This window comes from Lentzea californiensis (assembly GCF_024648825.1).
Classification (GTDB): Bacteria; Actinomycetota; Actinomycetes; order Mycobacteriales; family Pseudonocardiaceae; genus Lentzea; species Lentzea californiensis.
In genome coordinates this window covers 1-24,516 of sequence record NZ_JANBBE010000023.1, presented here as the reverse complement: position 1 = coordinate 24,516, position 24,516 = coordinate 1, and the positions used below count along the sequence as shown (strand labels likewise).

24 protein-coding genes and 3 pseudogenes are annotated in these 24,516 nt (G+C 66.9%); 14 read left to right on the top strand and 13 right to left on the bottom strand.

What is annotated here, in order from left to right:
* Nucleotides 1–7: 7 nt before the first annotated feature.
* Nucleotides 8–490, top strand: coding sequence for an SMI1/KNR4 family protein (locus LX88_RS42485; RefSeq protein ID WP_258953412.1), 483 nt, complete (start codon nt 8–10; stop codon nt 488–490).
* Nucleotides 491–803: 313 nt separating this feature from the next.
* Nucleotides 804–3,356: a GIY-YIG nuclease family protein gene (locus LX88_RS42480; protein WP_258953411.1), complete on the top strand. Its 2,553-nt coding sequence runs from the start codon at nt 804–806 to the stop codon at nt 3,354–3,356.
* A gap of 374 nt (nt 3,357–3,730) precedes the next feature.
* Here the strand turns inward: LX88_RS42480 and LX88_RS42475 are convergent, their stop codons facing one another.
* On the bottom strand, nt 3,731–3,967 hold the full coding sequence (locus LX88_RS42475; RefSeq protein ID WP_258953410.1) for a hypothetical protein: 237 nt from the start codon (nt 3,965–3,967) through the stop codon (nt 3,731–3,733).
* A 247-nt stretch (nt 3,968–4,214) separates the two neighbouring features.
* On the opposite strand from LX88_RS42475, the gene LX88_RS42470 reads away from it, so the two are divergent.
* Nucleotides 4,215–5,132: a hypothetical protein gene (locus LX88_RS42470; protein WP_258953409.1), complete on the top strand. Its 918-nt coding sequence runs from the start codon at nt 4,215–4,217 to the stop codon at nt 5,130–5,132.
* 198 nt (nt 5,133–5,330) lie between these two features.
* On the opposite strand, the gene LX88_RS42465 is transcribed toward LX88_RS42470, so the two are convergent.
* Nucleotides 5,331–5,900 carry a hypothetical protein gene (locus LX88_RS42465; RefSeq protein WP_258953408.1) on the bottom strand — a complete coding sequence of 190 codons (570 nt, stop codon included), beginning with the start codon at nt 5,898–5,900 and terminating at the stop codon, nt 5,331–5,333.
* 127 nt (nt 5,901–6,027) lie between these two features.
* On the opposite strand from LX88_RS42465, the gene LX88_RS42460 reads away from it, so the two are divergent.
* The gene (locus tag LX88_RS42460) at nt 6,028–6,318 is read left to right on the top strand and encodes a hypothetical protein (RefSeq protein ID WP_258953407.1); all 291 of its coding nucleotides are present in this window, start codon (nt 6,028–6,030) and stop codon (nt 6,316–6,318) included.
* A gap of 44 nt (nt 6,319–6,362) precedes the next feature.
* On the opposite strand, the gene LX88_RS42455 is transcribed toward LX88_RS42460, so the two are convergent.
* The gene (locus tag LX88_RS42455; protein WP_258953406.1) at nt 6,363–7,430 is read right to left on the bottom strand and encodes a phage portal protein; all 1,068 of its coding nucleotides are present in this window, start codon (nt 7,428–7,430) and stop codon (nt 6,363–6,365) included.
* Between the two features lie 23 nt (nt 7,431–7,453).
* On the opposite strand from LX88_RS42455, the gene LX88_RS42450 reads away from it, so the two are divergent.
* Complete coding sequence (locus LX88_RS42450) at nt 7,454–8,047, top strand: hypothetical protein (protein WP_258953405.1); 594 nt, start codon at nt 7,454–7,456, stop codon at nt 8,045–8,047.
* A 657-nt stretch (nt 8,048–8,704) separates the two neighbouring features.
* On the opposite strand, the gene LX88_RS42445 is transcribed toward LX88_RS42450, so the two are convergent.
* A complete protein-coding gene (locus LX88_RS42445) occupies nt 8,705–9,544 on the bottom strand; it encodes a ricin-type beta-trefoil lectin domain protein (protein ID WP_258953404.1) in 840 nt (279 codons plus the stop codon).
* A gap of 313 nt (nt 9,545–9,857) precedes the next feature.
* On the opposite strand from LX88_RS42445, the gene LX88_RS42440 reads away from it, so the two are divergent.
* Together LX88_RS42440 and LX88_RS42435 are read left to right on the top strand one after the other, a co-directional pair.
* Nucleotides 9,858–10,316 carry a hypothetical protein gene (locus tag LX88_RS42440; protein ID WP_258953403.1) on the top strand — a complete coding sequence of 153 codons (459 nt, stop codon included), beginning with the start codon at nt 9,858–9,860 and terminating at the stop codon, nt 10,314–10,316.
* A gap of 321 nt (nt 10,317–10,637) precedes the next feature.
* Nucleotides 10,638–11,177 carry a hypothetical protein gene (locus tag LX88_RS42435; RefSeq protein ID WP_258953402.1) on the top strand — a complete coding sequence of 180 codons (540 nt, stop codon included), beginning with the start codon at nt 10,638–10,640 and terminating at the stop codon, nt 11,175–11,177.
* On the opposite strand, the gene LX88_RS42430 is transcribed toward LX88_RS42435, so the two are convergent.
* A complete protein-coding gene (locus LX88_RS42430; protein ID WP_258953401.1) occupies nt 11,167–11,565 on the bottom strand; it encodes a hypothetical protein in 399 nt (132 codons plus the stop codon). The two genes, LX88_RS42435 and LX88_RS42430, sit on opposite strands and share 11 nt — an antisense overlap.
* Here LX88_RS42430 and LX88_RS42425 point away from each other — a divergent pair.
* Nucleotides 11,564–11,812, top strand: a complete 249-nt coding sequence (locus LX88_RS42425; RefSeq protein ID WP_258953400.1) for a hypothetical protein — start codon at nt 11,564–11,566, stop codon at nt 11,810–11,812. The genes LX88_RS42430 and LX88_RS42425 overlap by 2 nt on opposite strands.
* Here LX88_RS42425 and LX88_RS42420 read toward each other — a convergent pair.
* The 3 genes and pseudogenes from LX88_RS42420 to LX88_RS42415 all read right to left on the bottom strand — a co-directional run bounded on the left by LX88_RS42420 (nt 11,778) and on the right by LX88_RS42415 (nt 17,140).
* Complete coding sequence (locus LX88_RS42420; protein ID WP_258953399.1) at nt 11,778–15,398, bottom strand: NB-ARC domain-containing protein; 3,621 nt, start codon at nt 15,396–15,398, stop codon at nt 11,778–11,780. The two genes, LX88_RS42425 and LX88_RS42420, sit on opposite strands and share 35 nt — an antisense overlap.
* A 209-nt stretch (nt 15,399–15,607) precedes the next feature.
* A complete protein-coding gene (locus tag LX88_RS44740) occupies nt 15,608–15,757 on the bottom strand; it encodes a hypothetical protein (protein WP_372511539.1) in 150 nt (49 codons plus the stop codon).
* 43 nt (nt 15,758–15,800) lie between these two features.
* Nucleotides 15,801–17,140 (bottom strand): annotated as a pseudogene (locus LX88_RS42415) (cellulase family glycosylhydrolase).
* Between the two features lie 355 nt (nt 17,141–17,495).
* Between LX88_RS42415 and LX88_RS42410 the strand changes: the two are divergent.
* From LX88_RS42410 to LX88_RS42390, 5 genes and pseudogenes are all read left to right on the top strand, one after another.
* Entirely contained in the window at nt 17,496–18,599 is a 1,104-nt protein-coding gene (locus LX88_RS42410) for a hypothetical protein (protein WP_258953397.1), read from the top strand.
* A gap of 85 nt (nt 18,600–18,684) precedes the next feature.
* Nucleotides 18,685–18,879 carry a hypothetical protein gene (locus tag LX88_RS42405; protein WP_258953396.1) on the top strand — a complete coding sequence of 65 codons (195 nt, stop codon included), beginning with the start codon at nt 18,685–18,687 and terminating at the stop codon, nt 18,877–18,879.
* 55 nt (nt 18,880–18,934) lie between these two features.
* A pseudogene (locus LX88_RS44825) lies at nt 18,935–19,351 on the top strand (hypothetical protein); the annotation flags it as partial.
* 189 nt (nt 19,352–19,540) lie between these two features.
* Nucleotides 19,541–19,990, top strand: coding sequence for a DUF2326 domain-containing protein (locus tag LX88_RS44820; protein ID WP_258953423.1), 450 nt, complete (start codon nt 19,541–19,543; stop codon nt 19,988–19,990).
* 95 nt (nt 19,991–20,085) lie between these two features.
* Nucleotides 20,086–20,673 (top strand): hypothetical protein, encoded by a 588-nt coding sequence (locus LX88_RS42390; protein ID WP_258953395.1) that lies wholly within the window; start codon nt 20,086–20,088, stop codon nt 20,671–20,673.
* A 186-nt stretch (nt 20,674–20,859) separates the two neighbouring features.
* Here the strand turns inward: LX88_RS42390 and LX88_RS42385 are convergent, their stop codons facing one another.
* The 5 genes from LX88_RS42385 to LX88_RS42365 form a co-directional block, all read right to left on the bottom strand.
* Nucleotides 20,860–21,270 (bottom strand): hypothetical protein, encoded by a 411-nt coding sequence (locus tag LX88_RS42385; RefSeq protein WP_258953394.1) that lies wholly within the window; start codon nt 21,268–21,270, stop codon nt 20,860–20,862.
* Nucleotides 21,271–21,274: 4 nt separating this feature from the next.
* Nucleotides 21,275–21,556, bottom strand: a complete 282-nt coding sequence (locus tag LX88_RS42380) for a hypothetical protein (protein WP_258953393.1) — start codon at nt 21,554–21,556, stop codon at nt 21,275–21,277.
* 210 nt (nt 21,557–21,766) lie between these two features.
* Complete coding sequence (locus tag LX88_RS42375) at nt 21,767–22,189, bottom strand: hypothetical protein (protein ID WP_258953392.1); 423 nt, start codon at nt 22,187–22,189, stop codon at nt 21,767–21,769.
* Entirely contained in the window at nt 22,186–22,737 is a 552-nt protein-coding gene (locus LX88_RS42370) for an RDD family protein (RefSeq protein ID WP_258953391.1), read from the bottom strand. Before LX88_RS42370 ends, LX88_RS42375 begins: the two co-directional genes overlap by 4 nt.
* 257 nt (nt 22,738–22,994) lie before the next feature.
* A complete protein-coding gene (locus LX88_RS42365; protein WP_258953390.1) occupies nt 22,995–23,204 on the bottom strand; it encodes a hypothetical protein in 210 nt (69 codons plus the stop codon).
* 1,032 nt (nt 23,205–24,236) lie between these two features.
* Here LX88_RS42365 and LX88_RS44815 point away from each other — a divergent pair.
* Nucleotides 24,237–24,516 (top strand): annotated as a pseudogene (locus LX88_RS44815) (IS982 family transposase); the annotation flags it as partial.

The following is a 24,516-nucleotide window of genomic DNA, read 5'->3' as shown; positions in this document are numbered from 1 at the left end:
TGCGGTAGTGCTGGAACGACTCGAAACCTGGCTGGTCGCGCACGCGCCGGTGACCCACGCGGGACTGTGCCCGCCCGCGGGCGCCGACCTGCTGCAGGCACTGGGGGACCCTGAAACGGCGATGCTCTACGCATGGCACAACGGGTCGCGCGGATCGTTTCAGCTGGCACCCCAGCTCGAGTTCACGCCGCTCGAGCTGGGGTCGCGTCCGGGTTGGGACCCCGCATGGCTCCCTATCGCCACTGACGGCTGCGGCGGGTTCCTCGTCGCCGACCGCGAGAGCCTGCGAGTGTTCCGGGCGGCCAACGAGTACCTGCCTTACGTATGCCTGCTCGCGGGCTCGGTAACCGAGCTCGTTGCCGACGTGGTAACGGCGCTGGAGAGCGGCTCCACGCTGCACGGCAGCTCCCCGGTGGTCGAGCACGGCGAACTCGACTGGGTGCCGACGCCTGAGGCCGCCGAGTTCCGCTACGACTTCAAGATCATTTAGCTCGCCATACCTTGGTTGAGAGAGCCTCCGCTGTGGTCCACACCCCCGGTGTGGACCACAGCAGGGCCTGAACCCGCCTCAAACAGTCAGACTCGGCTTGTGGTCCTGTCGAGCAGTCGAAGCAGCAGACCCCGACCCAGTCCACTGTGAATTGCCAGCGTCTTTGTCGAACCTGACGCCGACCGGGCCGTGAGCCTCCATGCTGTGCGGTACACCGTGGTGCAACAGGCGCGGTACCCGTCGGCCTAGTGAAGAAAGGGACGGTCTGGCGGAAGCGCACCGCTCAGCTCAGAGGATCGGGAACACTCAAGCAGTGCTGTCTACGGATGAACTCGCCAGCCAACGCGAGCGGTGGATCACGACAATCTGTGAAGAGACAGTTGGGCTGCTGAGCGGGTACCCCGCGCTTGACCCGGCGGAGATCGTTCCCCAGCTAGGCGAGCCTGCCCTGGTGTGCGCGCTTCTGGTCACGCGGATCGCTGCTCTTGCCGCTGGCGGTCGTTCGAACGACGACATCGTTCAGTTGCTGACGACCAGCCCTGCCTTCGTCGGACCAGGACCGCAGCCGGAGCAGTTGGCCGACTTGGTGGCAAAGATCTACCGGCAGATTGGGTACGGCGGAATCACCGGTCCGGTCGGCTTTCTTGGAAGTGGCCTTCCCGCCTGGAGCCCGGAGAGCACTTACCTGCTCCTGCTGGAGATTTGGTCGTCGCGGCGTCTCGGTTCGGTCTCCCACACCCAAGTCAGAAAAGAACTGGCGCGCTGCTGGGGCGTTCAGGATGCCCGCTGGCTTGAAGCCTGCCTGTCCCGTCCGCCGGCTCCGCTGCACGGCTACCCAGATGTGTGGGCAACGCTTAAGGCCGAGCCAGATGCCCGAGTCGGCAATGTCGCGGCGCTTGGTCTCACGGGGGACCCTGCAGGCAAACAGGTCCGGGAGCGGTGGGCAGACCGGCTGCCGTTCGCCGCCTCGCAGGTCGAGCACCTGTTCACGGTCGGCGGCGATCTGGTCAGTAGCACCCAGGCGCGGAGGTATCTGCGTCACCTGCACGACCGCGTGGACCGGGAACAGCGCAGGCCAGTGGCCCGCGCCCTGGAGATCATCGAGGATCAGATCGCCCAGGTGACGACGGCGATCAACGGTCTGAGCACCCTCGAACGTGAGCTGCTTCGTGAACGCAGCGACCAGGAACATCTCGAGGACTGGTGCCTTGCGGCCTTGATGAACTGGTCGCGCGGGGGCGAGCCCGGGCCTGGGCTCCACGGCTGCGACACAGCGCATGGCATGTGGGGACCACTGCCCTGGTGGACCATGACGATGCGCAACTCAGACCAGGTCTGCGCTGCCACTGCGGCTCTGGCCGAGGGAATACTGCCTCTCGGCTTTGACCGTGACTCCGCCGAACCGGATCGCCTTCAGCTGATCTGCCGCAGACCTCGGACGAGTTCACCGGGTCTGCGTGCCTGCTTCACGTTCGACCTCACCAACCCGGTGCACGCTGGTGAGCTGCTGGCGATCGGCCGACGGGGCGACATTTGCATTGATGTGTTCAGCGAGTCCGATGACGAGCAGGATGACCCGAGGCCGATTTCACTGGGCACGTTGCACGTCACTGCTCATCGCGAGCTGGCGCACTATCTGACCGCGGTCGCGTCAAAGGCGCTGAAGGAACTCCTGCCCGACGGATGGGAGACCGACGACAGCGTCGGACTTGTGTCGTTCGGGGACGCGCCGTGGCAGGTCGACAGATACCACCTCCAACCCTGGCCCACCCCGCGCTCACTCCTGGTCGCCGAGCCTGGAGACACGGCGGGAGAGATCTCCGTGGAAACCACGGACCCTCCGGCGACTGCGACGACCTTCGCCCCGGTCGAACGCTGGAGCGGGCCGTTGTCCCCACATGCCGTGCCAGCAGCGGTGCGAGCACCCCTCAAGAACGGTTTTGTGTACGTCCAGCGGAGTCCGGCCATCCCCGGCATGGTCAAGATCGGCTTCACACAGCTGCTGTCAGAGGACCGGGCCGACGACCTGTTCGGCACCTCGGTGCCCTTCCCGTTCGAGGTGCTGCACCGCACCCTCACGTCGCGCCCTCGTCAGGTGGAGCAAGCGGTCCATCGGCTGCTCGCGGTCCACCGGGTGGCCGCGAACCGCGAGTTCTTCCGCGTGGACCAGCAAGCCGCTGAGGAAGCGATCCGGTACTGCCATGAGCTGATGACCGGAATCGCCCGCTGGGAGCCGATGCCGGTGTTGCACCGACTGCGCGCGGGTGACCGGGTCACGTTGCCGCTGAAGGCTGGCCAGGTCTTCATCATCACGGCTTATCCGCACGTCTTGACGTCGTCCGCCGCGTCGATTGTCGACATCTGGCAGGCGCACACGGACGGGGACGTCCTCGAGCTGCACCTCACCGCTGACCCCCGCCAGGTCAGCGGGCTGAGCGACAACGATCCTGGCGCGTACGAGGACCCGGTGCCCTTCCTCAACCGGGACAACACCGAACCCAACGGAACGCTGATAGGTCGGGAGCGCCTGATGGCTGGCGACCGACTCAGCTGGCTGTCAGACCAGGACGGCACCGGTCTCTGCACCAATGTGGTCTTCGAAATCGACGACTTCTGCCAGGTCACCTGCCGGACCTGGAACCTGAGCCTGGATTCCGAGGGCATGCCACTGCTGCTCAACCACGTAACCCGGCCGGCGTCCCCGACCATCGCCGCAGCAGTCCATGAGGTACTCGCGTTGGGGCCTCCCCGGTCTTGGGCACCTCGTGACTCCAACCCTGAGGACGAGTGGGTTCGCCCGGCAACAGAGCCGTCCCTGCCGGAGCACTGGTTGGCACAACTGTCACCCCGCCGTCGTCAGCGCTGAAGGTGGCCCGCCAACAGCGCTCGCCGAATCGGCTCGTTGATCGAGTGCCTCGCGGTGCCCGGCTGGGCATGCACGCTAACTGTTCGACTTCTGGTGTTTCGGGAGCGGTACATGCGGCTGGTCGCGTTGGCCGTCTTTCTGACAGGGGGTGTTGATCGTTCGTCATCGCGTTCCGTAGGGGACTGGCAGCCGGTGCTAGACCGGCGTGTACCAGACGACCGCTTCGCGTCGGTCGGACTCGATGTCGACGTCCAGCGGTCGATCGCGGTTCGCCAGACAAGAACCACGCGAACAGCCACTGTCGGCGCAGCAGGCTACGGCCACCCGGCAAGACGCTAGCCACAAGTAGACAGGCTGCGGCTTACACGCTCCGCTTACCGCGGCCCGCGTCGGCCCAGCACGATTCCGGCGGCCCGTAGCACTCGAGGCAGGGCCTTGATCAGCGCGACGCGATCCTTCGGCTTGCTGCCGCGCAGAGCCAGCCAGGTGATCACACAAGTGCCCGTCGTGAGTACGCCCAGCGTGCCGAGTACAGCGGCGACGATGGTCAGACCGTCGTCCAGAACCCAAGTCTGAACGGCGTCGTTGCGCAGCAGATATGCGGTGTGCATGTCCTTATTGAGTCAGCAGGGGTCTTTATTGTTCACCGGCAACTTCGCGGGGTTGTAAGCTGATGGCGTGCCTCGCTGTGCTCCAAGCCTTACCGACCAGGTGTTACTCGCTGATGCGAAGGCTGCTGGTTACCCGGTGTCGTACTTCCAGCTGGAGCGGTGGCGGACGGCCGGTCTGGTGCCTCGCAACGTGCGTCGGAGCTCCGGGCGTGGCCGGGGCACCGTGTCTATCGCTCCACCTGAGGCGTTGCCTTTGCTGCTGGCGACCGCAAAGCAGGCCCGGCAGGGCAAGGCGCTGCCGGGCGGGGGGCCGCTGGAGCGGGTGATTAAAGGTCTCCCTGTACCGGGTGGCGTGGTGCGTGTGGCGGCGGCCCGGCAGCTACGGCGATTTGCTCGAAGCTTGGCGCTGGAAGGCACAGGGGAGGTGGGGTGGCAACGGCGCAACGACCGTGCCCGCGCGACGGCGGGGTCCGGCCCTGGCCAGGGCTTGGATGGTCTGTTGATACCCGACGCTGATGGGAAAGTCCTGCATCAGGCAACGGGACCCGCCTGGAAGAACGCGGCAGCGACGTTTGCACACGCGTTGGCGGGCGACGTTGATGGTGTCGTCAGTGAGGATCTGATCAGCACGTTCATGATGGCGGAAGGCCGAACAGCGGTCGAGGTCGAGCAGGCTGTGGAGTCGGTCCGCACATACGAGATGGCTGACGGCGTGGACCTAGCGGAGCTGTTGGTGCCGCAGTTATCGCTATCCCGCATGGTCGGCGAGATCGAGACAGTCGACTTGGTGCTGTTGAAGCGGGCACTGACGGCGATGGGGTCAGTCCAGGCAGGACACGGGGTGTTGTCGGTCCAGGCCCTTCACGCCTTCGTGCTGCGCGAGGTCGGGCCCACGGAACTGGATACGTTGCTGCCCGAATCGATGCGTCGGATACCAGACGGCGTCGACGAACTCCGACAGCATCCAGCGTGGACATGGCTATCCCGGATGATCCCCTCGACCCGGTACTGGCTTGCCCAAACCGTCCTGGTAGCGATGATCGCGGTGCGGGACTTGCAGCTCCTGGCCGTGCTGGAGGACTATCGCGATCAGCTCCTCACGGTAATAGGTTTTCCCGCTCTGGCGCAGGTGCCTGGCATCGATCAAGCAGATCCGCAGCCATAGAGGCCGACTTCGACACGGCGTGCCGGCTGAGTGGAGTGCGGGAGCTTGCGGCCGTTGGGCTCCTCGCCTATGAACCGCGAAAACCACCCGTTGGGGGGCTTGAGGCGCAGTCCGATGTCACGCGGTTCGCGGCGCAGCACCTTTATCCCGTGCGCGAGCACACGGGATAAGTGGCGATCATGGCGAATGAAGCAAACCTCATCGCTGACTGCCTCCGTCGTCCTCCGGAGACATGTTGACCGGCCCGACCAACACCGTCGTTCTGTTGAACGGCATGGACACGGCGGCTTCCGATTGGGTGCGCCACCACCTGTGAACAGCGTTCGTAGCATCGAGACAGTCGTCGGTCACCGCGACTCCGCCCGCCGCGTGCAGGATCGGTACTGCTGCGGCGACCACCCGGTAGCACCCTTGCAGGTCGAGGTTGGCGAGTGCGCGGCGCACAATGTCAAGCTCAGTGACACCGATCGAGTCCTGCCACATAACCTTCGCCTGGTTCAACAGCACGAAGCGGGCCAGCACCGTGCTGGTGCTGCCGAAAACCTGGTGCAGGGCGGCTTCGCGCAGTGGCCCCTTCAGGTGCAGCGCCAGCACGCCCCATGCTGGATCCACGACGTAAGCCGCAGGCATGGCTTCGGTGATGCGGAACGCGTCGGCGATCAACCGGGCCGGCAGCAGGGTAACCAGTCTGGCGATCTGCGCGGTGGTTGACGGATCGATCCGCAGGCAGAAACTCGGTAGTGGCCTGACAGAACGCTTGAACACCATCGAGCAGCCTGATCTGAAGCCACTCGGGCAGATAGCGTACGACCCGGGCGAGAATCGTCGCTATCGGTGAGCTGTCCGAATTGAGGTCGAGGGCGGCCCGGCGTGCCTCTTCGAGCATCTTGATGCGGTGCGTCGCGGACAGCTCCCCAGCAACGATGGTCAGGACCTGCACTTTGAAGAAGCCGCTCGTGATTCCGCGCGCCGCTTCAGCCGCTTCGAACAAGACCTCGTCGCGCTGAGGCTGGGACATCTGTACTGCCAGTCGGCTCAATGTCCACGCCTGCTGATCGATGTCCTCAATGGACCGTGCAACGTCGAGTGCTTCACGTTGCACCGCAACGCGATGGGGACCGGACAACAACCGCGCGGTGAGCATCAACGACCACGCGCGATCGTCAGTGTCGCTGTACTCGCGTGATGCGGCCACCGCGTCGTTAAGCATCTCGGTCCGATACGGCTCGTCTACGACCGCCCCGATCCATCTGAACGTGACGCTTCGATCGCCGCGGAAGGTCGTGTCTCGCGCAATGGCCAGTGCTTCACGGATGAGTTTTTGCCGGGCTGGGTGTTGAGCGTGTCGTGGAAGTTCGACAGGTTCGCTTCGGGGAACTGGCCGACCGCAACGCCGTCTTCCTTGGGCGACTTCGGCGACCACAGCACACCGGCCACCGACTCCCACAGCGTGAGCTGACGCCCTTGCGCGTCAACGAAATCATCCTTGTCGAAGCCCAGCGCGTACCTACGCGGCATCGCGTGATACTCCGCGCTGATCATCATGTCCGTGGCGATCTTGCACGCGGCATCGGACAGCGGGAGAACGCTGATCAGCTCGGAGCGGCCGAGGCTCGGGGGCGCGGTGCGGCGTCGGCGGATGCGCGGCCGGTTGATGATCGGCACCACGGGCACCGCGCCCATGCCATGCTCGTCGCGGTTCGTCTCCGACGAGGTGCCGCCGCCGTTGTCCGAGGAGTACCAGACGGTTTCGTTGGGCAGGTGGAGCGTGGCGTAGGCCTCGGTGTAGCCGTCGCCGTCTTCCTCGTACTGCCGTTTCAGCGCGGCCCGGACCTCGCGCGTGCGCGGGTCCAGGTCAACGTGGACCTCCAACGGAGACTCCACCGTCACCAGCGGCGTAGAGCGGTCCTTCTCGTTGCTGCCGACGATCGCATACGAGCGGCCCAGCGCGAGCGCGTCCACGTGCGCCTGTTCCGAGTGCAGGTCCAGCCGGTTGGCCTGCCAGATGTGCCACAGCTCCCGATCGGCCGCAGCCTCACCACCGAGCCGGAAGCCGGCGACGTCGGGGCGTTCGTCCAGGCTGTCCACGATCAGCTGCGGCCAGTTGATCACGACCGACCGGAGCCGGGGGTCCAAACGCCGCAACAACTCGGGGTGCATGTAGGACAGCGGCTGTTCGCCCTCGTAGTAGGCGTCCAGCAACTCCAGCTCCGGCAGCTGCCTGTTGTGCAGCCGCGCGAGGCGGGTCACCCACTGATCGGGGGACAATTCGAACTTGGTGATCAGAATGATCACCACCAGTCAGCCGCTATGGTCTTGACGTGCCATCAGGACAGGTCTCGGTATGGGTACCGATCGTCGTCGCCGTGCTCGGCATCGTCGGAATCATCGGCGGCCAGTTGATCAACGCGTGGCGTGAAGATCGACGTTGGCAGCGTGAGCTGCGACGTGAGGATCAGCGATGGGAACGAGAGCGCGCCCACGATAACGTCAAAGAGCTACGGCAACAGCGCATCGACCTTTACACCAGGTATCTTGCCGCATTCCGGTACTGGCACCAGCAGCTCGATGCCTACCGGTTTCGTGTGGTCTTCAATAAGGACCAAAAAGACCTCATGGAGGGTATCCCGGTAGCCGAGATCTTGACGTCACACGCGAACGTGGCTGAAGCACTTGCCATGATCGAGTTTGTGGCGTCCGATCACGTGGTGGAGGTTGCCGCAGACGTCTACCAGAACACCATGCCTGGGCACCTAGCCCTCACGCGCGCTGTCCGCAAGGTCGAGGATGTAACTTCCTTGTCTGGTGGCAACTACACCGAGCGTGTCGAAATGGTGGCGCGGTTGATCGAGGCCTTCCGGCAGGACTTGGGTACTTCGGGTGCAACGATGGTTGATCTCGACCCCAGCAATTAGCCCATCACGACCATCCGGTCTGACTTCTTAGCCTTCGCGCCGCGCAGCTTCCAGCCGCCCACCGCCATTGCCGCCGTGGACACGGCGTCGATGCGTCTGCCGGTCTTGCCTCGTTCGGGTTTGTCGGGGCGGATGAGGTCGGGTTCGCCCTTGTCGCTCTCGTCATTGCCCTTGTCGTCGTCTTTCGCGTGAGGACCTGGCGGCTCGGCTTGGCGGGAACGACCGCAGGCGCCACGGTGGACTGGGGAGTCGAAGCAGCCGGAGCGGAGGTCGTGTCGCTAGTGGGTGGCTCCGTGCTCGTGCTGGCCGGGCGGTGCGGATTCGGCGGGTGGAGCCTGGTTCAGCAATGCTGTGGTGATGCCGGCGGTGGTGAGCGCCACGAGCACTGCCGAGGTGGCCAGCAGCCGAACCGGCCGACCTGGACGAACAGGTGATCCGACCACGGTCGGTACCTCGTCGGGATGCCGCAAGGCGTGTGCGCACTGGGCGGCTGTGGGACGGCGACGTGGTGAAAGTGACGTCATCAGGGCGAGCAGGCGTCTGAGGTCTTCAGGTAGTTCGTCGGGGATGGCCGTTCATGCGGGTGGCGCGCGTGTTCGGGGCCGTCGCGTCGTCGATTGTCTCAGGCATCGGCGCTTGGCTTTCGTCGCCGCTCGCTCATCCCCACTGCTGGTTGCGGGACTGATCGCATGGAGCCAGTTGCAGGCCTGCGTTGCTGTCGTGCAGGCACGCATCGTGGACCGTGCTGCGGACTTCGGCGGCGTCCTGCGAGACGGTGATCTTCCACCGCTGTGAATCTGTTTCGGCGCATGTGGCGCTGCGGAGGCCTGTGGGGCTGAGGTCCAGGCACGCGCCCGTGGCGTGGTTGCTGAGCCGATAGGTGCCGTCCCCGGCCGCCTGCGGTGTCCACCGCTGGTAGCTCATACCGTTGCAGCTATAGGTTCTCAGTCCGCCGTCCAGGCTGTCATCCAGGCAAGCGCCGGTGGCCCTGCTGACGAAGATGCGATTCTCCCCAGCTGCGGAGACCAGGCCCGCGGAACCGTGTATGCCCGCGCTCGGCTGTGTCGGTGTGGTGGCCGTCGAGACGAACGTCAGGGTGATCACGCTGCCCAGCGCCGCGCCAACACCGCCACCGGCCAACGCCCACAACCACCCGCGGCCCGTCCTGGAGGGCGCTGTGTTCGGCGTCTCCGGTGAGGGCTCCGGTGAGGGCTCCGGTGCTGTGCGGGGTTGAACCGCATCGGCCGCTTCCCAGCGCGCCCGGTACTCGGCGGGGTCCGCGCCCAGGGCCGTGCACAGGGCGCGCACGACCTCCCACGGCGGGACGCAGTGCCCGCGCAGGTATCGCGACAGCGACGAGTCGCTCACGTGAATCTCGGCTTCCAGCGACCGGAGCGGACGTCTGGAGTCCCGCTGCAGAGTGCTGAGCGCGTTGGCCAGGCTGCGCACAGGGTCGGATTCGTTCTGCTGGCCACCAGCCATCGAGACCTCGTTCACGCCGGGCCGACGGCATGCTTCGACCGACGGCACCTGTCCCGGGACGGACATGTCCCAGCAGGTCAGGAACCTAGCGGTCCCAAATGAGTTGAAGCAACCGGGACACGCTTGCGCACCGAGACTGACCGACTACAACCTGTGTGCAGCCAAGTGCTGGATGTCGTTAGGCCTTTCGGTCCTCAGATCCAGCTTCGCGGCAAATCTCGACCGCTACCTCGAAACGGTGGCCGCACGGTCGAGGCAGAAAGCCGGGGTCAGCTCGTCGTAGGGCAAGTGCTGGCTGCCGTTCTCAACGTCGATCAGGGGAGTCATCATGTCTTGCAAAGTCACATCAGCATCGCTGGGACCGTTGCTCGCCCTCGCCGCCACGCTCACCGTTGCACCGGCGAACGCCGCCACGACCGATCCGATGGCCTTAGCGCGTGCGTCCACGCCGTTGGTCCCGTCACTGAATGCGGCGGTGAGCGACCAGCACCTTCGTGCGGCGGGCTACGAGTCAATGGCCAAGGTCAAGGCGGGCGGGGCGACAGGCACGTTGTGGCGGATCATCGAGCCGGCAGGCGCATGGACGTGGCATGCCAACATCCACAACGCCGCGCCGGGATCGCAGGTGCGGGCCCAGAACTGGTACGACAACGTCGTGTCATCGGCGGTCGTCCCGCCAGGGGAAATCGGGGTCAACACCGGTACCTGGTCTAGCTTCGGCAAGTTCCGGGTCTGCATTCGCCTGACCGATGGCACGCACAGCTGCGGGTACTACTCGCAGACCTAACCGGCGCCCAGGTGGCCGTTAGACCTCGGTCGGCTGAGGACAGGGGTGTCGACCGCGCCTCCGGTCACCGCTGGTAGGTACTGGGCGATGTCGGCTTCGCTATACATCATCGGCGGCCGCCCGCCTTTCACTCCTTCAGGTGAAGCGTGAATTTGGTGCTGAGCATGTGATTCCACGAGTGTGTTGTTTATTCGTCAATAAAAATGGTCAAGATCGTTCATGTATAGCGATGTTGACATGCAACTCGGCCGTTGACATTTTCGTCAACTATGGACATTCTGAGATTGCAGTCAGTCATCGAATGACTACTAGGGGAGAATGATGAAGCTGCTCACGGGGGTTGTTGTCGGCGCGCTCGGATTCGCGCTGTTGTCGGCGCCGGCGGTGTCCGCCGCACCTGTTTCGACGGACGTGTCCGCGACGGAGAATGTGTCCGCGGCGGCGGCGGTATCGCGCACGGAGATGATCCAGCGCGCCAAGTCCTGGAACCCGCACACCGCCAAGCGAATTCCCTACAGCCAGAGCAAGACCCACGGCGGTTACCGCACCGACTGCTCGGGCTACGTGGCGATGGCGGCCAAGCTGGCCAAGCCGGGACCGAACACGGTCGGTCTGGCCTCCTCGACCCACACGGTCGCGATCAACAAGAACGACATGCGCATGGGGGACCTGTTCATCGACTCCATCGGTGACGCCAACAGCCGCCATGTCGTGATCTTCGAGAAGTGGGCCAACGCGCAGCGCACCGCCTACTGGGCCTACGAGCAGCGCGGCGGCTACGGCACCGACTACCGCACCCGCAGCTACGGCCTGGGCGGCGACCAGTACAAGGCGCGGCGCCTGAAGAACATCACCGGCTGACACGAAAGGACAGGTGCGGGCGGCCCGTCATGGTGCCGCCCGCATCCTGGTGAACAACCACGAAGAGAACGGTGCCGTCGGCGCTGAAGAATGCGTGGCCTAATGCGGTAGAGCTGAGCCACAGTCGGCGGCGCTCCATAATGCCCGCTTTCACCCGAGAACAACCATTCGAAAAGACTTCTTGAGCTTCGCGCTGCGCAGCTTCCACCCGTCCACCGCCATCGCCGCCGTGCGGGCGTCGATGCGCTTGCCGCGTCTTGCCGCGCTCGGCTTGTCCTGGTGAATCAGATCGGATTCGCCGGGGCCGATGCACCTCGGCGGGATCAAAGTGGAACTCGGCCGCAAGGTTGCCATGGTGTGACCAGCTGCGCGCCTCGATCAAGGCCATGAGCGGTAATGCCGTGCGTCGTGCCCTTGTACGTCTGCGCCATCCCGAGCTGACCGGAGCGCTAACGGCGGGGTTGGGCACCGGCCTGGTGGCCGCGGGTCGGGCAGCGCTCGTCGTGCACGACGGGAGCAGGGCGGTGCTGGCACACGAGCACGGGCAGCGCCTGTTGCGCGAGGCCGGGTTCCTGCTCGCGGTCGGGTCACGACCGGCGATCAAAGGCGCGCTGCTCGACCGCCTCGGTCCCTGACCGGATGGAAGTCGAACAGATAGAGTCCGGCCCGTCCGCCGACGCCGATCGACCGGCCGTCAGTCGTCCAGGCACACGTGGACGCCGCATGCTCGACCCGCATCGCCGCCACCGGCAGGCCGGTGGCGGCCTCCCAGATCCGCAGCGTGCCGCCGACGATGGTGGCGATCCACCGCCTGTCCGGAGACACTGCCGTGGCAACGACCTTGCCGGTCTCACCGACGAGCCGGACAGCTCGCAGCTCCCACGTCTCGGTGTCCCAGATGCGGACACTCCAGTCGCCGTGCGGGAAATCCACCGACGCGAGCCACGTGCCGTCTGGTGCCACCGTGAGCGAGGGCCACTCCACGGCAGGGCTTCTGGCGGAGAGCTCGCGCAGCTGCGTCCACGTGGACGTGTCCCAGATCCGGATGCTGCGCCCTCTGCTGGTGGCGAGCCAGGCGCCGTCCGGTGCCACGACGACACCGCTGACCTCGGTCAGCAGAGCAAAGCGCGACTTGTGGACGAAGGTGACCAGCAGACTGCCCGCCGCGACGTGCCAGATCCGCACGGTCCACCCGCTGCCGGAGGCGATCCACGCACCGCTCGGCGACACCGCGACCGCGCCGACCGAGGAGGTGTGCTGGAACGTCCGCCTGGGATGGTCCACCCGGCGTGGTTTCCCGATGGCGCTCCAGGCCAGCACTCGGCTCGAGTCCACGGTGGCCAGCGTGGAACCGTCCGCGCTGACGGCGAGCGTGGACGCGGCATACGTGAGCTCACCGGGAGCCTCCGGTTTCACGAACTCAGTCAGCTCGGCGCCGGAACGAACGTCCCAGAACCGGACCAGGTGACGATCGGCCTCGTCCTCGTGCGAGGACGCGAGCCGGTCGCTCCACGCCACCAGGGTTTTGACGTTGCGCGTGCGGTGGTCATCGCGGTCCACCTCATGTTTTGCGCTGGTGTCCCAGGCGCGCACGGTGTCGTCCGCTCCGACCGTGGCGAGCCAGGTGCCGTCCGGCGCGATCGCCAGCGTGCTGATCCAGTTGACATGGCCGGTGTCGATGGTGCGGATCTCGCTGCGACGCCGGACGTCCCAGATCCGGACGACCCGGTCGGCACCGCAGGAGGCGAGCCACCTTCCGTCCGGAGCGAAGGCGATGCCGCGCACCACCCCGGTGTGGCCGACCAGGCTCTCCTGCCGAGTCCGGACGCGCATGTTCCAGAGCCGGATCGTGCCGCCCATGCCGCCCGCACTCGCCAACCAGGCACCATTCGGCGAGATCGCCACGGTGCGAAGGCTCTCGCCGGAGTGGCGAAAACTGGTGATCCTGGTCCAGGTACGTGCGCTCCAGGTCCGGACGGTACCGCCCGAGTCGCAAGCGGCGAGCCAGTCGCCGTCCGCCGCGATCGCGACCGCGAACACCTGCCGAGGGGGGTCCGCGTCGGCGTCGTAGTGGGACAGCACCGCCGTCTCTGTCCACGTCGTGGTGTCCCAGATCCGCACGGCGCTGCCAGCCGGTACGGCGAGCCACTTCCCGTTCGGGGCGACGGCCGGGCACCTGAGTTCCTGCTTCCAGATCCCGTGGACCGACTTCTCCGTCCAGGTGGCGGTGTCCCAGATCCGCATGGTCGAGTCCTGGCCGGTGGTCACGAGCCAGGTGCCGTCCGGAGCCACCGCGATCCCCTGGACCCGGCCGGTGTGCCCGGCCAACGTCGCCACCTCGGTCCACCTGACAGTGTCGAAGACAGTGACCGCCGACCTGTTGGACACGGCGATCCAGCTGCCGTTCGGAGCGATGGCCACGGCACCTTCGTACGAGCCGGCGTGCGCGGTCCAGCGCTGTGCCGGGTGGGCGAGATCCGGGAGCGGCCACCGGTTGGTCAGCCGCGGCCGGTGTTCGTCGAGCGCGTCGGCTGCCGCCCGCCAGTGCGGGTCGTGGCTGATCCGGCTGAACAACACGTCCGCTCGGGCCCGCGGCGGCTCGGTGGGGGTGAGCAGGTGCGCGGACTGACCGACGAGCCGGCGCAGCGACCGGCACCGCGGTGTCTCGACGAGCGAGAGGTCGGCATGCACGGCCTGGGGTCCGGAGTGGACCAACCGCTCAGTGATCCAGCGGGGGTCTTCGGCCAGCGCCTCCGCCTCGGTCGTCCAGCCGGCGGCGATGAGGTGCTCGACGAGGTGGTCCCACAGATAGCGCGCCGAGACGTCCATCTGCCACCAGGCCACCTCCGGGCACGCCACGTCCGGTACCAGTGCAGCCGCGGACGGCAGGTGCTCGGCGACGGCCCGCATGAGCACGTGATGCAACGCCGTGCCGCGTTCGGCGCCCATCTCGGCCAGCAGGAAGTCGCGGATGACGTCGTGGATGGTCGCCCTGCCCTCGGTGAGGGTGATGAGGGCGAGCTCGTCGAGCCGGGCACACAGCGCGCGGGTCTGCAGCACGTCGAGCGCGGCCGTGCCGTGCCACAGGTCGGCGATCAGGTCGACGGGGACGGTCTCGTCTTCGGCGAAGATCGCCAGTTCGGCGAACCTGCTCCGTTCCGGCGACGTCAACAGGTCCGTGCTCGCCTCGATGGTGGCGGTGACCGCATGCTGGCGCTGCACGGGATCGTTGATGTCCAGCCGTTGCGCTGCAGCGCCGGTGAGCTCGTCAACGTGCAAAGCGCCGGACCTTCGCAACCTCGTCAGCAGATCTCGTGCCGCCCCTCCCACGTCCGGCGCGGCCTTCGCCTGGTCGCACAGCACCTTGTTCACCAGGCGCAGCAGCAACGGCCACCGTCCGGTCTCCACCATCAGTGCGTCGACGAGGGATCGCGACATCGGCGGCAGGTCGTAGGTCAGCAAGGCTTCCGCCTGCGCGGCGGTCACCTCGTCCACGCGGACCGGCACCGACTCGCCCTTGATCACCGAGGCGATGCGGGTCGTCAGCAGCCTGGCACTGCCCCGGCCGCCGACGGGGAACGCCATCTCCTGCTCGGGATACCAGACGTCGTCGAGGATCAGCAGCCGTCGCGGACCCGCGGCCAGCAGCGCGGCGAGGTGCTCCCCAGCCTGCAGCGGGTCGGTGAAGGCGACCGGGCGGTCGGGGTCGATCCGCGCGATGAGGTCGTTGACCTTCGTCGCGATCGCGCCACCGGTCCGCACGTCGCGGCCGAGTGTCACCCAGTACACCCGGTTGCGGAACCGCCGCAGAATCCGCCGGTCCGTCCGCACCAGCCGCGCCACCGTCGTCTTGCCGAACCCACCGGCCCCCTGCACCGCGGTGGTGATGCCGACGACCGCGCCACGGCGCCGGCGCAGTGCCCGCACGACCCGTCCGACCTCGAGTGGCCGATCCACCACCCACGGTTCGATGCGCAGTGCCGCGGGAATGAGCTCGTCCAGCCGTCGGTCAGCCTGCCGCTGCGCCCACCACATCAGCAGGCCCGCGACCGCGACCGCCGCGGTACCTCCTGCCACCCACCACAGCGGACGCGTTTCGACCGACGGCAACCACGGACTCGTGCCGCCGGTCGCCACGTTCACCGCGACCGCGATCACGGTCGCCGCGACGGCCGCCAGCAGCGCGGCCATTGCCAAGAACGCGAATCCCACCCAACGCACGGCCCGAGTATCCCGATCATCGCGACGAGCGCACGGGGGTATCACCGCGCTTAGACCGAACGGGTCAGTCTCTGTGCGATTCGTCGTGCGCAACAAAGTGAGCATGGTCAGTCTTGACCGAAGCACTGCGACCGGGCTGTTGCCGAGCAAGCGAGTTGCGGATGCCGCGTGGCGGTGCTCGTCACGCGGCATCCGCGCTCGGAGTCGCGTCACCTCATGCCGGCCACGACGAAGGGCGCGTGGCCGTGCAGGTGGTTGTTCCAGCCTCCGCTCACAGGCGCACCCGCCCTGAGCAGGTTGGTGGAGTCGGTGCCGGTGTGGAGTTTCCACGCGGTCCAGGAGATGCCGTTGGTGCGCATCCAGTCGATCCAGGATTGTGCCTCTGGCAGGCAGGTCCGGCCGTCACCCGTCCTGGTTCGACCGATGACGACGGATGCTCCGAGCGGCTGCGGTGCCCGGTCCCACCCCGCGCGGGCAGGGCCGGACATCGGTGTGCTGACCGTCTGCGTGGCTTGCGCCCCATTCGGTGACGAACAGAGCGAGGCCGGCGCGGATCGCGGTGTCGGCTTTGGCTCGCAGGCCGGTGGTGTGCGAGCAGGAGTAGAAGTGCAGCGTGTACATGAGGTTGGTGCCCGGCACCGGGCTGGCGGCGGCCTGGTCGACGTCCTGGACCAGCTGGAGGTGCCGAGCACGATGATGTTGTCGGGGTCTGAGGCGCGGATCGCGGAGACGACCGCCTGGTGGTAGGGCTTGATGACGCTGGTCCAGCTGACCTGGAGGGGTTCGTTCCAGGGTTCCCAGATGACGTTGGGCAGGTGGCCGTAGCGGCGTGCCAGGTCGCTGAAGAACGCGACCGCCTGCGACCGCGAGTTCTGGGCTTCGTGGGCGTGCCAGTCCACGATCACGTAGACGCCGGCCGTGACCGCGTTGTTGATGATCGTCTCGACCTGGGCGCGTGCCTTGGCCGGGTTGCTGAGGTAGGCGCCGGAGGGTTCGACGCCCATCGCGGCACGGATGACCTGGAGGTTCCAGTTGTCCCGCATCCACTGCAGTGCCGAGAGGTTCTCGGCGTAAGCCGGGTTCTCCCAGTTGAGCCAGAAGCTGCTCACGCCGCGCAGTTGGACGCGCGCGCCGTTCTTGTCGCACATCGTGGTGCCGCAGACGCGCAGTTGTCCGTGGCGGGCGACGGGGGTGGTGCCCGCCGGAGGGGTTGTGGTGGTCGTGGTCGGGTTCGGCCCGCCGGTGGTGGTCCACCGCTGTTTTGACGCGCCGGTGCACGTCCAGAGCACGATGAGGGTGCCGTTGGCGGTTCCGGCGCCGGTGGCGTCGAGGCACAGGCCGGACTGCGCGCCGCGGATCGTGCCGTCGGCGCCGGCGTTCCACTGCTGGCCGGCGCTGCCGTTGCAGTCCCAGATGGTGACCGCGGTGCCCGGGGTGGTGCCGCTGCCGGCGGCGTTGAGGCACTTGGTGCCGTACACCTGCACCTGGCGGGACGAGGTGGTGTCGAAGGTTTGGTTCGCGCCGCCGGTGCAGTCACGCAGGGCGACCTGGGCGCCGTTGGTCTGGGAGGACCCCGGTACCTCGACGCAGCGGCCGGAGCCGGGTACTGCCGGTCGCGCTCGGGCCGGCTGAGCTTGTGGTAGAAGTCGCCGAGGAACCGCGTCGTTACGGTGCGCGAACGTGACGTCGTTGAAGCGGTAGGAGGTCTCCGCCGACGAACCGTCCCAGTGGGTGTCGACCACCGGCAGGTGGAACGGCTCGACCACGTCGCCGGTGTCACAGGCCAGGAAGCGCGTGGTGTGGTTGAGCACGTACTGGTCATCACGGGGACCCGCACGACGGGCATGGTCTTCACTCACATGATGAGGCCGGAGAGCCGGCCCGGTCGCGAATGGACGGCTTAGCGCAGAACGCGCCGCACACCCGGCGAGTGGCGGCCTGCTGGGACGTGGTTAGCCGGTGGTCGCCGGATTCAGCGCACCGGGTGAACCTGGGCGGTCGACCGCAACGAATTACTTTCACGCCGGGACGCGGCCGGTTTGTCGGTGATCGCCGACATGATGTCGGCCGAAGGTTCTGCCGAGGTAAGGGGTCGAGGTGCGGACGCTGATGAGCGGTGCGGCCTGGGTGGACTACGGGCAGCTCTACGTCAAGCCCGAGGACGGCTCGTCCCAGTTGGGTGAGTGCTTCGGCGGCCAGGTCAACGGCTTGTGCGGGGCCGCCGTCCCGGGCGGGTTGTTCCTGATCGTCAGCCTGCAGGCCGGCGAGGTCGGCTTCACCGTGGAGCTGCACGAGCAGGAGCCCCCGGTGGGTGGCGAGTGGGAGGAGGTCGTCGAGGTGTCGTACCGCCCGGCCGGGCCGGTGCACCTGGTCGCCTGGGCGAACACGAAGACCTGGCCGTTGGAGGACTTGGAGCCGGTCGACTACCGGGTCCGCTACTGCGCCGTCGCGATGGACGAGACCCGCACCGGGGAGCCGAAGGAAGGCGAGCCGTCCCGTGAACGCTACCTCCTCCAGTTCTGGCCCGCGCCGCCGGAGCCCGACCGGATCGTCCGGCAGACCAGCTCGCACGCCGCCTACTGGCACGAGTTCGCCCGCGAGCAGCCACCGCCGCCGCCCGAGGCGCAGCGGGCCGCCGTCGAGCGCCGCGCGCGGGAGGAACAGGAACGCGCCGACGCGCCGGCGCGGTCGAGGGGCGAGGAGCGCGACCGGGCCGAGTGGTTGCCGAACGAGAGGCCGCGGCCGTTGCGCGGTTCCGTGAGGAGCCTCGCCCGGTTGGACCGCGGGCTGGTGGAGTCGATCGCCGACGCGGACGAGGCGGCCCAGCGGGACATCGCCCGGTGGGTGGCCAGGCGCACCTGCGTCCAGGCGAAGCTCGCCGACGTGGACTGGATCGCGCCCGCGCTGGACGCGATGGACCGGGACGAGCCCTTGCCACCGCCGTTCGACGACGGCCGGGTGGTCCGGGAACGCCTCATGACCGACGAACGGATCCCGAAGACGTTCGTGGCCGGACCGCACGGCAAGGGCGACCGCTACCTCCAGCAGGCGATGGCACTGATGGCCGTGTACCGCGCACTGGAGGAGGACCCGTTGCGGGCCGTCTGCGACACGCTCATGGCGGGCGTGACGACGTTCGGCCGGTTGCGGCACGACCTGCTGTTCGAGGAGCTGAGGGAGGCGTTCCCCGCCGTGGCCTGAACCGGCGGCCTTCAGCGCGCACTCAGCCCGTGCTCAGCGCTCTGCGCGCCGTCGGGGCGACACGGGTGACGGGGAGGGGTCGGCGATGGAGTTCCGGTTGCTGGGTCAGTTCGAGCTGTGGGACGGCGAGCGCGGCCACCACCTCGGCGGGCCGGTACAGCGCATGCTGCTGGCCCACCTGCTGCTCGCCGGGCGGCCGGTGCCGGCCGACGAGCTGAACCGCGCGTCGCGTGGGCTAGGCGCCATGCAGACCTGCTCACTACTTCGGCCAAGCGCCTGACCGGCAAGTTGGTGCTTGAGAGCAGCTTCGTCGTGGACGAACCGCGTGGTGGGCGATGAGCGGCCAGGTGGAGCGCAGCGCTGGTGACGTGGTCGTCCGGGCGGTTACGGCGATCATGGCCGCGGTCGTGGGGCTGACCTTCTTGTTCGGGTTCGGCAACGTGCTGAGCCTGGGCCTTCGGCTGGGCGTGCCGGTTTGGGTGGCGCCGCTCGTCGCGCCTGCCGTCGATCTCTCGATTCTTGGGCTCCTGCTTGGCACGAGGCACCTGGCTCTCAGCGGTGTTTCCCCCGACGTGCTCCGTCCGGCCCGCTGGCTGCTGATCTTCGCGAGCGTTGTCACGCTGGCGTTGAACGTGGCCGATCCGGTCATCGTAGGTGAGTACAGGAAGGCGGCGTTTGATGCTGTCGGCCCGCTTCTCCTGATCGGTTGGGCCGAGGTGGGTCCTGGATTCCTGCAGGCGATCGGTGCGACCAAGCCGTTGGAGAACGCAGAGACACTGCTCGAACTGCAACGCGACGTCGCCAAGTGGCAAGTCCGTGTCGAACAGCTCCGCCACCGCTACGACAACGCCATCACACTCGAATCGGAGCAGGGTGAGCTTCGGCTCGAACGCCAAAGACTTGCCGCCGCTCTGACGCGTGACTTGGCCGAACGGCAACAGGTGCTGCGCCCGGCATTTGTGATCTTCGAGCGACTATCCCAACGTCTCTACGCCGACCAGCAACATGACCGCCTGGTCGTCAACGCGACCGACAACGGACCCGAGATCACTGCCACCATTCCCCGCGGGCGCAGCAAAGGGATCACCAACATGCAGGTCTACTGCTTCGACCTAGACCTGATCACGTTGTGGTCCCGCAAGGAACGCGGCCCCGGCTTTCTAGTCCACGACAGCCACCTGTTTGACGGTGTCGACGAACGTCAGCGTGCGTCGGCTCTTCAGGTGGGTGCGGAATACGCGGCGGCCGAGGGCTTCCAGTACATCGTCACCCTCAACAGTGACGAAACTCCGAACGAACTGCCCGACGGTAGTGCTATCGAGGATTTTGTTTTGCCCGAACGCCTTACCGACCACGGCGACGATGGCGGCCTCTTCGGCCTGCGGTTCTGACCGCAGGCCTGATGCCCCTTGGTGGACGGCCACGTGCTAGTCGATGTGGACGACATGCTTGTGCCGCTGTAGGTGCTAGCGGCGCAGAATCAGCCTTGCAGCGCAAAGACACCGCGCAGCTGGTCCACGAGATCTTGGACCTCGAGCACGAGCCGCAGCACTGGTGTCTGGGTGACGCCGTTGGCGTACTCGGTCTCGCATCTGGTGCGCAGGACCGGCCACAGCAGTTTCGCCAGCTCGACCTTGTCTTCCCTGACCCGCATCCGGCCGAGCGGCACCTTGATGTCGTGGTGTGCGGCCCGTGCGGCAACAAGCTCTGCGCGAAGATCGTTTTCCCAGCCGACGACCACCTCACGCCCGCCGAGCGGGCCGAACGCGGCTCCTACGTCAGCTGCATCGCCGGAGCCCTCACCTTCACCGAATACCGCGAGGGCCTCGAAGCCGCCGGGTTCACCGGCATCGAGATCACCCCGACGTACGAGGCCGCGGACGGCATGCATGGAGCAATCGTTCGCGCGGTGAAGCCTCTCGACACCGAGCGCGTTGCGGCAACGGCTGTGGCGCAGGGTGAAGACTCATGCTGTGGCGTTTCCGCATGCTGCACGCCGGGCGAGCAGTCGGTCGACCCGAACGTCACCGTGGTGGACGCCAAGACGGTATCTGGATGTGGCTGTCAGGGGTGAGACCGAAGTTCGCGAGCTGACGTCTGCCTACGCGAACAACCGCGGCACCACCTCGGCGTAGCTCGCCGAGCCGAGAAACACGCCCCGGCTGGCCAGCTCCTCAGGCCTCCCGCCATCCTCGATGTCCACGCCCACGCCATCGCGTTCACGCCGAGCCGACAGAGACCCAGAACTCTGTCCGCGGTGTCAGCCGGGTGCGATGCCGTAGTGCTCGCGTACCTCACCGACGTTCGGCACAGCGGCGAACCCGACGTCGCCCGCGCTGACGATGATCGACGGGTCCTTGGTGGTGTACTTCTGCGGTGTTGCCCAGCCGTCCTCGAGGTCGGGCGAGGCGGCGAAGGCCCGCAGGAGCTCGTCCACCGCCACGACGGCCTCGTCCTCGGTGGTCGCTTCGAGCACGACGTCACCACGGATCCAGCCGCCGCCGAACTGGAAGTTGCAGTCCCACTCCGCGGACGCAACACCCTCGACGGACGACGCCGCCGCGGCGAACGCCTCCTCACACGCCTCGGCCCTGCCGGACGAACACGCCGAGACCGGCAGCACCGCCGCCACGACCACCGGCAACAACCACCATCGCGCACGCCGCGTCATTCGGTCAGTCCTTCCCTGGTGTGATGCCGTAGTGCTCGCGTACCTCACGGATCATCGGCACCGCCGGGAACCCGGCCGCCCCCGCTCCGACGACGATCGACCCGTCCTCGTTCCGGTATTCCTGCGGCGTCGACCAGCGGGGTTCGAGGCGCGGCTCGGCGGCGAACGCCCGCAACAGCGCGTCCACCACGCGACCCGCCTCCTCCCGCGACGAAGCCCGGAGAACCACCTTGCCCCGCTGCCAACCGCCACCGAACATGTCGCTGCAGTCGAACTCGGCCGACACCACCCCGTCGACAGCGAGGGCCGTCTCCCGGAACGCGTCCTCACAGTCAAAGTTCCGCGCTCTCCCGAGGCTGAGCAGCGCGGCGAGTATGCCTCTGACGGGCCCTGCATCGGCCCACCTCCGCACGAGCCGACCCCGCAGGCGCGCCCATCTCCTGCCCATCACAGCTCCAGTCGACGTCCCCGCACATCGCGGACACTCGGTCGTTCCTCAGCCGGGGGTGATGCCGTAGTGCTCGCGGAGGTCGCGGATCGACGGCGTCCCGTTGAATCCGGCATCGACCGGCTCAACCGAAATGGTGCCGTCCTCGTTGGCGAACCCGGTGTACACCACGGACGCGTCACCCAGTTCGGCCGAGGCGGCGAACGCCCGGAGTACGTCCTCCATCACCGCCACCACCGCCGTCTCGGTGGTGCCCGCGATCGTGACCGACCCCTCCTGGCTCGGGTTGCCGAACGACCGCTCACAGGTGAACTCAGCCCCGACCACACCGTCCACGGAGGTCGCGGCGGCGGTCAGTGCCTCCTCGCACGAACGCGCGGCACCGCCGCCACATGCCGCGAGGGTGCCGACAACCACCGTCGCCAGGCCGATCACCAAGGCCAGCAGGCGCGCACAGCGCCTCCGGGTCATGCGATGCCGCCGGCATGGACCCGGCGGATGGCGCGGGCGTCCACACTGACCCTGTCCGAACTCGGGGCGTTTCCACCGCCGCCCAGCGCGCCGATTATCGCGCCGATGATCAGCAGGGGATACAGGACTCGCGTCAGCATCGCCCATGCTGCCCAGCCGCCGATCCGGCCACCGTCCTTGATGCGTACGACCTGGGTGCCGGTGAGTACCCCGCCCAGCGCGCGGCCGTCGCGGAAGCAGAACCCGCTGTACAGCAACGGCGTCAGGAACAGCATCACGCCCCCAATCGGGGCTCCCGTCTCGTTGTCCAGGTCGGCCGCGACGGCCACGACGGCCGCGACGAAGAAGCCGATTCCCATGCTGAGTACCCACACGACGACGTCCACCAGCCAGGCCAGGAACCGCGCCCATCTACCGGGAATGACGTAGATGACACCGTTGTGGAACATGGCGAGCCGCTCGGCGGTCTCTGGCCCGAGGACGTGCGCCGCGTGAGCCCTGGCGCGTTCCAGAGCGGGCATCTGCTCGCTCGGCCGCCGGACGGTCATGTGTTCTCCCATTGATCAGGGCGCAGGCGGTGAGGGCGCGACCTGCGCCACAGGCATCGTACGGGTTGTCACTTTCGCCGCGCTGCCCGTAGTTCGCCCGTACTCCACTGTGCACCAATCGTGCGAGCACGGTGACCGGGTGTCAGATCGGTGCTCGCAGCGGCATCGGAGTCGCAGTCGGACGTCCATTGCGGAAGTCCAGGCGTTGTCGGATGTGATTCAGCCGAGGCGGTGAGATGAGCTGGTCGCGGCGCCGGTCAGCGTGGCCAGCCCGGCGGTGGCGGTGTAGCCGCCGACCCCGATCCGGCGCCGCCTCCTGGGGGCGTCGGCCAGGCGCTGCCGGCCAGCCGTGCGGTGCCGGCCAGTCCGTCGGAGATGCCCTCGATCAGGCCCAGCCGGATGAAGTCCGGCTTGGCGTCCCGGGTCGGGCAGATCCCCAGGGGTGCGCGGCTTCCCCTGGAACTCATTCACCTGCCAGGGGGCCGTTTTCGGTTCATCGCACCGTCGTGACCCGCCCAACCTGACGGCGACTCGTTGTGATGCTGACGGCGAGTCTCACACTGTTCGTACTGGAGCGGAACTGGAGCAGTACCTGTAGCGGAACGTCGCCGAACGGCGCTCAACGGCGCTGAACGGCGGCTAGTTGCGTTGGATTTCGACGGAGTCTAGTGTTTGTGCTGGTAAAAGTCCTTTGTGGACCAAACTGACAGTGTGAGGGTCAGTGGCTCGAGTGCTCCGCGGTTCCGAGAAGGAGTGGATCTTCGGGGCTGGAGTCAACGGCGGTTAACCCACTTGATCAAGCGTCAAGTGCGCCGAACTTTGTTCAACGTACCTGTTTATGCAGGTCAGCAGCTTGGCTGGGGGTCAAGGGGTCGCAGGTTCAAATCCTGTCGTCCCGACGGTCGAAACAGCAGGTCAGAGAGGGTGGAGCCTTTACGGCTCCGCCCTCTCTGTTCGTGTTGAGTGACTAAGCGAGTGACTACAACTTCTGCTAATTCGTTCTGTAGCGGCTGGCTTCTGTCTACAGCTCGACGCCAGCTAGCGCCGCCTGCTCGATAGGACGAACTCAACATGGCTGACGTAGGGGTACCGCAGTTCGCGAACGCTGCGGTCCAGGTCATCCCAGTGCTCGTCGTTGCCATCATGGCTGACCAGTTCATCCGTAGGGATAGCGAGCAGCCTATCCATCGGATACATGCGGCAACCTCCATCGCGGTGGGGCTCGTCTTCGGCATCTCGGGCGAGATCGCGGGGCTGCTGGCGCTACTGAACGGGCCTAGCGGGCAGACCGTTCCGGTGGTCGCCGCTGGGCTCAGTGCGTTGGCGGCTACAGTTCTAGGACCGCGATTGGCCGAGCTTCTCGTACATCGGGCTCCTGATGTGGCGCGTCGAGTCGCACAGCGGCTGTTGCCGGTGGTGATCGGCGGGGTTGGCCTAGATGAGTAAGTCCAAGGGGTAGGCGTCTAGAGACGCGAAGCGAGGGTGTCGATGTACGGGTTGTGACGACCGACATTGACACCCTCGCGACCGCACTTTACGTCAGAACCGACGACTTGCTCAGGGCGCAACCTCGATTAGCGCCGTGGCGGCCGAAGGTCGGCATCGTGCCCAGCCTGACCGATGCCGAACTGGTCACCCTCGCGGTGATGCAGGCACTGCTGGGCCACACCTCCGAAGCCCGCTGGCTGCGCTACGCCCACGCTCATCTGGGGCACCTGTTTCGGTACCTGCCTCAGCAGTCGGGTTACAACAAGCGGCTGCGTAACGCCGCCGGACTGA

What these genes read in the sequence shown, in the direction of transcription:
- LX88_RS42475 (WP_258953410.1), bottom strand. Translation starts at nt 3,967, where the DNA reads ATGCACACCGCATATCTGCTGCGCAACGACGCCGTTCAGACTTGGGTT.
- LX88_RS42465 (WP_258953408.1), bottom strand. Translation starts at nt 5,900, where the DNA reads ATGGTGTTCAAGCGTTCTGTCAGGCCACTACCGAGTTTCTGCCTGCGG.
- LX88_RS42440 (WP_258953403.1), top strand. Translation starts at nt 9,858, where the DNA reads ATGTCTTGCAAAGTCACATCAGCATCGCTGGGACCGTTGCTCGCCCTC.
- LX88_RS42435 (WP_258953402.1), top strand. Translation starts at nt 10,638, where the DNA reads ATGAAGCTGCTCACGGGGGTTGTTGTCGGCGCGCTCGGATTCGCGCTG.
- LX88_RS42425 (WP_258953400.1), top strand. Translation starts at nt 11,564, where the DNA reads ATGAGCGGTAATGCCGTGCGTCGTGCCCTTGTACGTCTGCGCCATCCC.
- LX88_RS42430 (WP_258953401.1), bottom strand. Translation starts at nt 11,565, where the DNA reads ATGGCCTTGATCGAGGCGCGCAGCTGGTCACACCATGGCAACCTTGCG.
- LX88_RS44740 (WP_372511539.1), bottom strand. Translation starts at nt 15,757, where the DNA reads ATGCGCACCAACGGCATCTCCTGGACCGCGTGGAAACTCCACACCGGC.
- LX88_RS42405 (WP_258953396.1), top strand. Translation starts at nt 18,685, where the DNA reads ATGGAGTTCCGGTTGCTGGGTCAGTTCGAGCTGTGGGACGGCGAGCGC.
- LX88_RS42385 (WP_258953394.1), bottom strand. Translation starts at nt 21,270, where the DNA reads ATGACGCGGCGTGCGCGATGGTGGTTGTTGCCGGTGGTCGTGGCGGCG.
- LX88_RS42375 (WP_258953392.1), bottom strand. Translation starts at nt 22,189, where the DNA reads ATGACCCGGAGGCGCTGTGCGCGCCTGCTGGCCTTGGTGATCGGCCTG.
- LX88_RS42370 (WP_258953391.1), bottom strand. Translation starts at nt 22,737, where the DNA reads ATGACCGTCCGGCGGCCGAGCGAGCAGATGCCCGCTCTGGAACGCGCC.
- LX88_RS42365 (WP_258953390.1), bottom strand. Translation starts at nt 23,204, where the DNA reads ATGAGTTCCAGGGGAAGCCGCGCACCCCTGGGGATCTGCCCGACCCGG.